The organism is Streptomyces durocortorensis, assembly GCF_016901035.1.
Taxonomy (GTDB): domain Bacteria; phylum Actinomycetota; class Actinomycetes; order Streptomycetales; family Streptomycetaceae; genus Streptomyces; species Streptomyces durocortorensis.
Map to the genome: position 1 here is coordinate 9,715 of NZ_JAFEUF010000022.1, position 9,780 is coordinate 19,494.

Consider the following 9,780-nt stretch of genomic DNA (forward strand, 5'->3'; position numbering starts at 1 on the left):
CCGGGCCCCCGCGCCGGGCGCGCTCCCCGCCCGCCCGGGCGGCCGCCCCCCCGGGGGGGGCGGGGGCGCCGCCCCCCCCCCCCCCCGCGTCCCCCGGCTCCGCGAGCACCCAGGTGACCGTCTCGCCGTCGCGCAGGGCCAACTCCTGGCGCGCCGCGTCGTCCGAGACGGTCACCAGGATGTGCACCGGGGCGTCCAGGGGGCGTTCGTCGAGGAAGCGGCCGATCGCGGGCAGCGCCGTCTCGTCCCCGACGAGGAGGAGCCAGTCCAGCTCATCCGGCAGCCGCAGCGACGACTTGGGCCCGACGAACCACAGCTCGTCGCCCTCCCGGGCCGCCGCGGACCAGGCCTCCGCCGGCCCCTCGCCGTGCACCACGAAGTCGAGGTGCAGCTCACCCGCTTCGAGGTCCACCCGCCGGGGCGTGTAGTCGCGGGTCAGCCGGTGTTCGGCCGGGGTCCACTCGATGCCGTGCGGCAACTGCGCGGGCAGCGCCGCCCGGACGTCCCCGTCGGCGGCCAGGATCAGCTTGATGTGGTCGTCGAACCCGGGCGCGGCGAAGCCGGGGTGGCCGACCCCGTCGCGGGTGAACGCCGCGAGGTCCTCGCCGCCCAGGACGACGCGCCGCATCCGGGGCGTCACCTCCTCCACCCGGCGCACGGTGACCCGGCGCAGGACGAGGGGGTGTGTCGTGTACGCGCGCTGGGCGGCCATCAGGAGAACTGCTTCTCGATGATGTCGAGCAGGGCCATCGACTCGTCGTAGTCGCCGCGCAGCACCCAGTGCGGCAGGTCATAGGCCCGGTTCGCCTTGAAGGCGGGCAGCGCGCCGTAGACGGGATTCTTCTTCAGTGTGGCGACGTCGGTCGTGTCGGCGTTGAATCCCATCACGAACACGGACGGCTGGGTGATCGTCTGCCCCACCTTCTCGGTCGACAGCTCGAACATGTCACCGCCCTGCCCGTACACCTTGAACCCACCCTCGGCGAAGACTGGCGCGGGTGTGATGCCGACCTTCTTCAGCTCGGTGGGCATGCCCACGCTCTCCACCAGGCCGAAGGCGGTGCCGTCGCCGGTGAGGGTGAGGAAGGAGACGGGGCCGGCCGGCGGCTTGATCGCCTTCTTCACCTCGCCGATCCGCTGGTCGTAGGCGGCCACGTGCTCCTTGTAGACGTCGGGCTTGCCGAACACGTCGTCGGCGAGGAAGGAGAACTGGGCCCGCCAGTCGCCGAGCTTCTTGCCGACGAGCACGGTGGGGGCGATGTCGGAGAGGTCGTCGTAGACCTTCTCCGCCTGGAACAGCGGGAAGCCGATGCCGCCGCCGACGATGAGGTCGGGCTCCAGGGCGAGGATCGCCTCCAGGTCGAAGCCGTCGACGCTCCACGGCAGGAACGTCGTGCCGTCCTCCTTCGCCTCCTCCGCCCAGTTCGGGGAGAACGCGCCCTTGCCCTCGGCGTCCTCGGGGATCGTGGCCGTGACCGGCACGTCGAGGTCGTAGAGATACCCGGCCAGGGCGTGGTTCAGCACGACCACCCGCTTGGGCTCGGCCGGCACCTTCACCTTGCCGTAGTCGGTCGTGACGGTACGGCTCTTCGCGGCTGACGCCTTGTCCCCGTCGCCCGACGGGTCGGAGGCCGAGCAGCCGGTGAGGGCCAGCGCGGCGACGACCGCGACGGCGAGAAGACGGGCAGGAGCAGACATGGGACCTCATGAGACTGGGCAGGCTCGACCGTTCGAGCTGTTGGTAAGGTGAGGCTAACCTCGCTGGTTCCGCTGCGTCGATCCGAGTACGACATCGCCAGTGACGGACACGACGCATCGCACAACGGGAGGCACGCTTGCCGACGACATCCCTCGGCACCGTGGTCGCCGAGAACGCCATCCGCTTTCTGGGACACGACACGCACCAGCACGACGAGCCCCATCTCGTCTACGTGGTGACGGGCAACGCCCGCCTCCTCGCCGACGGCGAGGAGTGGCGGCTCGGGCGGCACGAGGCGCTCTGGCTCGCTCCCCGGGTGCCGCACGCGCTGCGGATCGATGCGGGCGGCATGGCGCTCGGCCCCTTCCTCGACCCCGCTGACCAGCCACGATGTCGAGTTCAGCCGCTCGGAGTGGTGCCCGCGCTCACCGAGGTCATGACCACCGCACTCGGGGCCGCGCCCGCCACACCGGAGCAGGTCGCGCCGTTCCGACAGGCGCTGGGCCGGGTGCTGCGAGGCATCTCCCGGCACTACTTCCCGGTCGTCCTGCCCGTCCATCCCGCCGTGCGCGCACTCGCCCGCGAGGCCCTGCGCACCCCGTCCATGACGCTGGAGCAGCTCGCCGAACGGCACCGGATGAGCGCCCGCCAGGTGCAGCGCGTCTTCCTGGACGAGACCGGACTGCCCTTCACACGGTGGCGCAACCGGGCCAGGATGAACGCCGCAGTCGAACACCTCCGTGGCGGGGGCGAGCTGACGGCGGCGGCCAGGGCGGCCGGCTACGCGACCCGGGCCGGGCTGCTGCGCGCGCTGAGCCGCGAGTCCGGGGTGCCGGTGAGCGCGCTCTCCACGGACGCGGTGGGGGCGCTCGGGGGTTGAACCCGGGGGAGCCGGGCCCGCGACGGCCCCAGCGGTACGTATACGCCGCAGCGGCCCCAGCAGTACAGGTACGTCGATCACGCACGGCACTCCGGCCTGTCCGGGTGGCGGGTTGCTCAGGGAGAACAGACAGATGGCACAGGCGCTCGCGAAGACGGCCGCGCCACCACCGACCGCACCGTCGCGGTCGGCGCGTCGCCGCACCCGCCGGTTCATCGGCCTGGGCGTCGCCCTCGGCGCCCTTCTCGTGGCGGTGCTGCTCAGCGTCGCGATCGGCTCCGCGCTGCTTCCGCCGGACGTGGTGTGGCAGGCGCTGACCGCCCCGGACGGCTCGGCCTCGCACGCCACGGTCAGCGGGGCCCGTGTGGACCGCACGCTGCTCGGCATCGTCGTCGGGGTGTCGTTGGGCGTGGCGGGAGCGCTGATGCAGGCGCTCACCCGTAATCCGCTCGCCGACCCCGGTGTCCTCGGTGTCAACGCCGGTGCGGGCTTCGCCGTCACTCTGGGCGTGGCCGTCTTCGGCGTCACCCGCATCGAGCAGTACCTGCCCTTCGCCCTCGTCGGCGCCGTCGTCGGATCGGCGTTCGTCTACCTCGCCGCGAGCGGCGGCCGGGGCGGGCCCACGCCGCTGCGCCTCACGCTCGTCGGCGTCGCCTTCACGGCGGTCCTGCTCGGCATCTCGCAGACCCTCGCCCTGATCGACACGGAGACCTTCGACCGGATGAGGTTCTGGGGGGCGGGCACCATCACCGACCGCCCCACGGGCACGGCCGGGGACATCCTGCCCTTCGTCCTCGCCGGACTGCTGGCGGCCGCTCTCTGCGCCCGCCCGCTCAACGCGATCGCCCTCGGCGACGACGCGGGGCGGGCCGTCGGGCTGCGGGTCGGCGCGGTGCGGTGCGGGGTGGTGGTCTCGGTGGCCCTCCTGTGCGGTGCGGCGACGGCCGCGGCGGGCCCGCTGATGTTCGTCGGACTGATGGTTCCGCACGCGGTGCGGTGGCTCACCGGCCCCGACTGGCGCTGGATCCTCGTCTTCTCCGCCGTCCTCGCCCCGGTGATCGTGCTGATCGCCGACGTCCTGGGCCGGCTCATCGTGATCCCCTCCGAACTGCAGGCCGGCGTCATGATGCCGCTGATCGGCGCGCCCGTCCTGATCCTCCTGGTGCGCGGAAGCCGGGTGAGGGAGCTGTGAGCGGGGCATTCGTCCTCAGGGCGGGTTCGCTGAGCCTGCGGGCGTCACGCCGTTCGCTGGTCGTCTGCGGGCTGCTGGCGGCCGCGCTGGTGGCCCTGGCGCTCTGGGCGTTCACCCTCGGCAGCTACACGCTGAGCCTCGGCGACCTGATGTCGGTCATGACCGGTACCGCCAGGAACAGCGTCCGCACCGTCGTCCTGGAGTGGCGGGCGCCGCGCATCGTCGCCGCCGTGGTGTTCGGGGCCGCCCTCGCGATGGGCGGCGCGGTCTTCCAGTCCCTGACCCGCAACCCGCTCGGCAGCCCCGACGTCATCGGCTTCACCACCGGCTCCTACACCGGCGTCGTCCTCACGCTGCTTGCGGGCGCGAGCAGTTACTCCGCGCTCGCGGCGGGCGCGCTCGCGGGCGGGCTCGTCACCGCGCTGGCCGTGTATCTGCTGGCGTTCCGGCGGGGCGTACGGGGCTTCCGGCTCATCATCGTGGGGATCGCGGTCGGGGCGCTGCTGTCCTCGGTCAACACCTGGTTCTCGGTGAAGGCCGATGTGGACACCGCGCTCCGTGCCGCCGTCTGGGGCGCCGGTTCGCTGAGCGCCATCGGCTGGCCCGCCGTCCTGACGGCCTCCGCCCTGGTGGCGGCGGTCGCCTTGGTCGCCCCGGTGGCGCAGCGCCGGATGCGGTGGCTCGAACTGGGCGACGACACGGCGGCGATGCTGGGCGTGCGCGTCGAGCGCACGAAGCTGCTGCTGGTCGTCCTCGGCGTGGCCGCCACGGCCGCGGTGACGGCCGCGGCGGGCCCCATCGTCTTCGTGGCGCTGGCCGCGCCGCAGATCGCCCGTCGGCTCACCGGGCGCGGCTCCACCGTCGACCTCGCCGGTTCGGCGCTCGTCGGCGCGCTCCTGCTGCTCGGCGCCGACATCGCGGCGCAGCACGCGATCCCCGGCGTGGTGCTGCCGACCGGCGCGGTCACCGTGTGCCTCGGCGGCGCGTATCTGCTGGTGCTGCTGGTACGGGAGTCGCGCCGGGGGCTCTAGGGCCGGCCGCCGGCTGCCCGGTAGCCCGCCCGAGGCCCGCTCAGTCGCCGAGGATCCGCTCCCACAGCAGCCCGTCCCGCCAGCCCCCGTCGAGGAAGATCGCCGAGTGCGCGACGCCGTACGGGGTGAACCCGTTGCGGCGCAGCACCCGTTGGGAGGGCAGGTTCTCCAGGTTGGTGGACGCCTCGGCGCGGTGCAGGCCGAGTTCGTCGGTCATCACCCGCAGCGCGAGAGCGACGGCGTATTTGGCGTGCCCCCGGTTCTGGGCGACACTCGCGATCCAGTAGCCGAGGGAGCCGCGGCGCAGATGCGGTTGCGGCAGGATGCCGCCGACGGTGACCTGCCCGATCACCTCGTCGTCGGCGAGCACCACCCCCGGCCAGACGGTACCGGCCCGGTGTCCGGCCAGCAGGCCCTCGATCCGCTCCGCCTGGCCCTGAGGGGTGAAGAAGTCGTCCGGCTGGGCCGGTTCCCACGGCCGGAACGCCTCGGCGTCCCGTACCCGGTGGGCGGCTATCGCGGCGGCGTCGGCAGGCTCTATGAGACGGATCCTGGTGCTGGTACTGCTGCGCATGGGCCGGTCCTCGTCGGGATGTCGGTGGGACCGGCCCAACCTACGCCAGGGCGTCAGGGCACCTTCACCCAGTCGAGGGTGCGCTCCACCGCCCTCTTCCAGCCCGCGTAGCCCTCCGCGCGCTGCTTCTCGGACCACTGGGGCGACCACCGCTTCGACTCGTGCCACTGGGCGCGCAGCTCGTCGGTGTTCTGCCAGAAACCGGTGGCGAGCCCGGCCGCGTAGGCGGCGCCGAGCGCGGTCGTCTCGGCGACGACGGGACGGCTGACCTCGACGCCGAGGACGTCCGACTGGATCTGCATGCAGAGGTCGTTGGCGGTGACGCCGCCGTCGACCTTGAGCACGTCGAGATGGACCCCGGAGTCCTGCTCCATCGCCTCGACCACATCGCGGCTCTGGTAGCAGATGGCCTCCAGCGTGGCCCGCGCCAGATGGGCGTTGTCGTTGTACCGGGCCAGGCCGACGATCGCGCCGCGGGCGTCGGAACGCCAGTACGGTGCGAACAGGCCGGAGAACGCGGGCACGAAGTACATCCCGCCGTTGTCCTGGACGCTGCGGGCCAGCTCCTCGCTCTCCGGCGCCGACTTGATGATCTTCATCTGGTCGCGCAGCCACTGCACCGCGGAACCGGTGACGGCGATGGACCCCTCCAGCGCGTAGACCACCGGTTCGTCGCCGAACTGGTACGCCACCGTGGTGAGCAGGCCGTTCTCCGAACGAACCAGCTCGGCACCGGTGTTGAGCACCAGGAAGTTGCCGGTCCCGTAGGTGTTCTTGGCCTCGCCGGGGGAGAAGCAGACCTGGCCGACGGTGGCCGCCTGCTGGTCGCCGAGGACGCCGCCGATGGGAATGGCGGCGCTCAGCGGGCGGGAGGTGCGGGTGGAGCCGTAGGCCTCCGGGTGCGACGAGGGGTTGATCTTCGGGAGCATCGCCCGGGGGATGCCGAAGAAGCCCAGGAGTTCCTCGTCCCAGTCGAGGGTCTCCAGGTCCATCAGCATGGTGCGGCTCGCGTTGGTGACATCGGTGGCGTGGATACCGCCGTTCGGGCCGCCGGTCAGGTTCCACAGGACCCAGGCGTCCGTGTTGCCGAAGATCGCGTGACCGGCCTCGGCCGCTTCCCGTACGCCGTCGACGTTCTCCAGGATCCACTGGATCTTGCCCCCGGAGAAGTACGTCGCCGGCGGCAGCCCGGCCTTGCGGCGGATCACCTCACCCTTCCCCGAACGCTCCAGGTTCGCCGCGATGACGTCGGTGCGGGTGTCCTGCCAGACGATGGCGTTGTAGTAGGGCCGCCCGTTGCGCGGATCCCAGACCACCGTCGTCTCGCGCTGGTTGGTGATCCCGATCGACACCAGGTCGGTCGGCGACAGGCCGCCGTGCCGCAGGGCGTTCTGGATCACCGAGTTGGTGCGCTCCCAGATCTCCACGGGATCGTGCTCCACCCAGCCGGAGCGGGGCAGGATCTGCTCGTGCTCCAGCTGGTGCTTGGCGACCTCGTTGCCGCCGTGATCGAAGATCATGAATCGGGTGCTGGTGGTCCCCTGGTCCACCGCGCCGATGAAGTCCGCCATGATGTGCTGCCTCTCCGGGCGCTGTGGTTCAGTCTTGGGACGCCGGGACGCGACCCGGCGGTTCGGGCTCCGCGGACGGCAGGAAGCGTCCGACGAGGAACTTGTAGAGCCCCGCGCCCAACAGGCCGCCGAGCAGCGGGCCGATGATGGGCACCCAGAAGTAGAGATTCCCGTACTGGTCCCGCCACGCCCCGCCGTAACCGGTGAGGAAGCTCGCCAGCCGGGGGCCGAAGTCACGGGCCGGGTTGATCGCGTACCCGGCGTTCGTTCCCCAGGCCATGCCGATCGCGACCACGACCAGGCCGATGATGAACGGGCCCATGTTCGAGCCGGGCGGGGTGTTGAGCATGTCGGTGATGGCCAGGATCAGCAGCAGCAGGATGGCGGTGCCGATGATCTGGTCGCGGAACGCGCCCCACTCGTGCACCGGCAGAGCCGGGTTGCCGTTGGCGGGCAGGGTGGAGAACACCCCTTGCGTCTTGATGGTGTGCCCGGGGTCGGCCTTCGCCAGCGCCTCGCTGTAGTTCCAGCGGACGATCAGCGCGGCCACGAACGCACCGGCCGTCTGCGCCACCGCGTACGGAGCCACCTTCTTCCAGGGGAACCCCTTGAACGCGGCCAGCGCCAGGGTCACCGCGGGGTTGAGATGGGCCCCGCTCAGCCGCGCCGCCACATAGACGCCGAGCGTGACGCCCAGCCCCCACGCCCAGGCGATGCTGTCGTGGTCCCCGAGCCCGCCGGCCGGATCCGTGAGGGCTCCGCCTGCCGAGACCTGGGCCACGACACCGCAGCCGAAGAGGATCAGGATCATCGTGCCCGCGAACTCGGCCGACAACTCGCCGACCAGTCCGGACTTCTTGCGTAGCTCAGCCATGGAAGCTCGCTCTCCGCCGACCGTGCCGGCTGTCGACTATCCGAGCAGTGTCAGCAGGCTAAGACGATTCGACGAAAGGGGCATATCGGGGCGGATCGGCTGGCGATCTGGCGGCTTCGACGATGGGCCGATCGGGTGGGAGGGGAGAGCCGCCCGCGGCCGCCTCGCGGAGCCGTGCGAGGTCGTGCACCCCCCGGGCCCAGGGGTGCGACCACCGGTCTGAGACGCTGTCCCGGCACCGCCTGACCAGGCGCGTTCCACCCGGCAGGCCTACGCCGCACCTGATCCACCCGCAAGGAAGACATGCAGGGAGTTCTCACCGGATTCACGGTGATCGCCACCGTCATCGCCGTCGGGTACGTCATAGGACGCCGCGGGTACCTCGGGCAGGACGGCCGCACCGTGCTGACCCGGCTCGCCTTCAACGTCGCGACCCCGGCCCTGCTCTTCACGATGCTCGCGGGCGCCGACCTGTCCGTCGTGCTGTCGGAGCGGCTCCTGGTCACGGCCATCGCCACCGGCGCGGCGGCTGTCGCGTTCGTCGTGGTGGCCGGACCGTTCCTGCGCTGGGACACCGGGCGGGTCACGATCGGGGCCCTGTGCTCCAGCTACGTCAACGCCGGGAACCTGGGCATTCCGATCGCCGTCTACGTACTCGGCGACGCCTCGCTCGTCGCACCGGTCCTGCTGCTCCAGCAGATCGTGGTGACCCCGCTGGCCCTGACCGTCCTCGACCTCAGCCGCCCCGGGGGGCCGGTGTCGGTCCTCCGGCGGCTTGCCACCCCTCTGCGCAACCCCATGGCGATCGGATCGCTGTCCGGGGTGGCGGTGGCGGCGTCCGGCCTGACCCTGCCCGGCCCGCTGCTCGAACCGCTCGTCCTCATCGGCAACATGTCGGTCCCCGCGGTTCTCCTCGCCTTCGGGATATCCCTGCGCGGCGCCGAACGGCCCGGCCGCGGGGAGGACCGGGGCGCGCTGTTCCTGTCCGCCCTGCTGAAGACCGTCGCCCAGCCGCTCGTCGCCTGGGCCGTCGGCGCGGGCCTTTTCCACCTGCGGGGCGAGGCGCTGCTGGACGTCGTCGTGATCGCGGCACTTCCGGCCGCCCAGAACCTCTTCACGTACGCCTCGCACTACCGGGTCGCCGAACGGTTCGCGCGGGACTCCATCCTGCTGTCCACGCTGCTGTCGGTCCCGGCGCTCATCACCGTCGCGACGCTGCTGGGCTGAAAGCACGAGCCCGCCGAGTTCCCTCGAAACCCATGGAAAAACTACCGATTTCGGGGACATGGGGCGGAAAGGGAGGGGCACGAGGCTGTCAGCGGTTGATGAGGAAAAGGAAAGCCCGCCCGGACAACGACCAACCGGCGCCGGCAACCGTCCGCCAACCGCTTCGAATACCTCATGCATTTCCGTACCAACGAAGGAGTTTCCTATGTCCGAGAACCTGTGGGGATACCAGCCGACCGCCGGTCACACCGCCGGTACCGACCTGATCGGCTACAAGGTCGAGGCCACGGACGGCAGCATCGGCAAGGTCGACAAGCACTCCGACGACGTCACCTCCTCGTACCTGGTCGTCGACACCGGCGTATGGATCTTCGGCAAGCACGTCCTGCTCCCGGCGGGCACGGTGAGCCGCGTCGACAACGACGACAAGAAGATCTACGTCGACCTCACCAAGGACCAGATCAAGGACTCCCCGGAGTTCGACAAGGACAAGCACGTCGGCGACGCGGACTTCCACCGCACGACGGGTGAGTACTACGGCCGTCACCGTCGCGTCTGATCTGTCGCGCCGTAGGCACAGCGGGGGGGGGGGGGGGGGGGGGGGGGGGGGGGGCCCCCCCCCCCCCCCCCCCGGGGGGGGGGGGGGGGGGCCGGGCGGCCCCCCCGGCCGCGGCGGGCGAACTGGGCAACCGCATCGTCCTCATCACGCAACAGCACCACGTGTTCATGGGC

The 9,780-nt window shown here is 71.5% G+C and carries 10 protein-coding genes; 5 read left to right on the forward strand and 5 right to left on the reverse strand.

The features are described from left to right. Positions 1 to 712: siderophore-interacting protein (locus JS521_RS07170; protein WP_239486900.1), on the reverse strand; the 712-nt coding region annotated here is incomplete at its 3' end. Beyond that, positions 712 to 1,698, reverse strand: coding sequence for an ABC transporter substrate-binding protein (locus JS521_RS07175; RefSeq protein WP_205081883.1), 987 nt, complete (start codon positions 1,696 to 1,698; stop codon positions 712 to 714). The genes JS521_RS07175 and JS521_RS07170, both read right to left, overlap by 1 nt. 137 nt (positions 1,699 to 1,835) lie before the next feature. Here JS521_RS07175 and JS521_RS07180 point away from each other — a divergent pair, with 137 nt between their 5' ends. From JS521_RS07180 to JS521_RS07190, 3 genes are all read left to right on the forward strand, one after another. Continuing rightward, positions 1,836 to 2,579 carry a helix-turn-helix domain-containing protein gene (locus tag JS521_RS07180; protein ID WP_205081884.1) on the forward strand — a complete coding sequence of 248 codons (744 nt, stop codon included), beginning with the start codon at positions 1,836 to 1,838 and terminating at the stop codon, positions 2,577 to 2,579. A gap of 133 nt (positions 2,580 to 2,712) precedes the next feature. Beyond that, entirely contained in the window at positions 2,713 to 3,771 is a 1,059-nt protein-coding gene (locus tag JS521_RS07185; RefSeq protein WP_205081885.1) for an iron chelate uptake ABC transporter family permease subunit, read from the forward strand. Then, complete coding sequence (locus JS521_RS07190; protein ID WP_205081886.1) at positions 3,768 to 4,802, forward strand: FecCD family ABC transporter permease; 1,035 nt, start codon at positions 3,768 to 3,770, stop codon at positions 4,800 to 4,802. The genes JS521_RS07185 and JS521_RS07190 overlap by 4 nt, the downstream gene beginning before the upstream one ends. Before the next feature lie 40 nt (positions 4,803 to 4,842). Here the strand turns inward: JS521_RS07190 and JS521_RS07195 are convergent, their stop codons facing one another. From JS521_RS07195 to JS521_RS07205, 3 genes are read right to left on the reverse strand one after another with little or no spacing between them, the layout of a single operon-like run. Further along, positions 4,843 to 5,376, reverse strand: coding sequence for a GNAT family N-acetyltransferase (locus tag JS521_RS07195; RefSeq protein ID WP_205081887.1), 534 nt, complete (start codon positions 5,374 to 5,376; stop codon positions 4,843 to 4,845). 53 nt (positions 5,377 to 5,429) lie between these two features. Further along, the gene (gene glpK / locus JS521_RS07200) at positions 5,430 to 6,947 is read right to left on the reverse strand and encodes a glycerol kinase GlpK (protein ID WP_205081888.1); all 1,518 of its coding nucleotides are present in this window, start codon (positions 6,945 to 6,947) and stop codon (positions 5,430 to 5,432) included. Between the two features lie 28 nt (positions 6,948 to 6,975). Continuing rightward, positions 6,976 to 7,821, reverse strand: coding sequence for an MIP/aquaporin family protein (locus tag JS521_RS07205; RefSeq protein ID WP_205081889.1), 846 nt, complete (start codon positions 7,819 to 7,821; stop codon positions 6,976 to 6,978). 303 nt (positions 7,822 to 8,124) lie between these two features. On the opposite strand from JS521_RS07205, the gene JS521_RS07210 reads away from it, so the two are divergent. Both JS521_RS07210 and JS521_RS07215 read left to right on the forward strand, forming a co-directional pair. Further along, positions 8,125 to 9,048, forward strand: coding sequence for an AEC family transporter (locus tag JS521_RS07210; protein WP_205081890.1), 924 nt, complete (start codon positions 8,125 to 8,127; stop codon positions 9,046 to 9,048). Positions 9,049 to 9,253: 205 nt separating this feature from the next. Further along, positions 9,254 to 9,607, forward strand: a complete 354-nt coding sequence (locus tag JS521_RS07215) for a PRC-barrel domain-containing protein (RefSeq protein ID WP_032779959.1) — start codon at positions 9,254 to 9,256, stop codon at positions 9,605 to 9,607. The last annotated feature ends 173 nt before the right edge of the window (positions 9,608 to 9,780 follow it).

Coding starts and splice junctions, on each gene's coding strand:
- JS521_RS07175 (WP_205081883.1), bottom strand. CDS start 1,698: ATGTCTGCTCCTGCCCGTCTTCTCGCCGTCGCGGTCGTCGCCGCGCTG.
- JS521_RS07185 (WP_205081885.1), top strand. CDS start 2,713: ATGGCACAGGCGCTCGCGAAGACGGCCGCGCCACCACCGACCGCACCG.
- JS521_RS07195 (WP_205081887.1), bottom strand. CDS start 5,376: ATGCGCAGCAGTACCAGCACCAGGATCCGTCTCATAGAGCCTGCCGAC.
- glpK (WP_205081888.1), bottom strand. CDS start 6,947: ATGGCGGACTTCATCGGCGCGGTGGACCAGGGGACCACCAGCACCCGA.
- JS521_RS07205 (WP_205081889.1), bottom strand. CDS start 7,821: ATGGCTGAGCTACGCAAGAAGTCCGGACTGGTCGGCGAGTTGTCGGCC.
- JS521_RS07210 (WP_205081890.1), top strand. CDS start 8,125: ATGCAGGGAGTTCTCACCGGATTCACGGTGATCGCCACCGTCATCGCC.
- JS521_RS07215 (WP_032779959.1), top strand. CDS start 9,254: ATGTCCGAGAACCTGTGGGGATACCAGCCGACCGCCGGTCACACCGCC.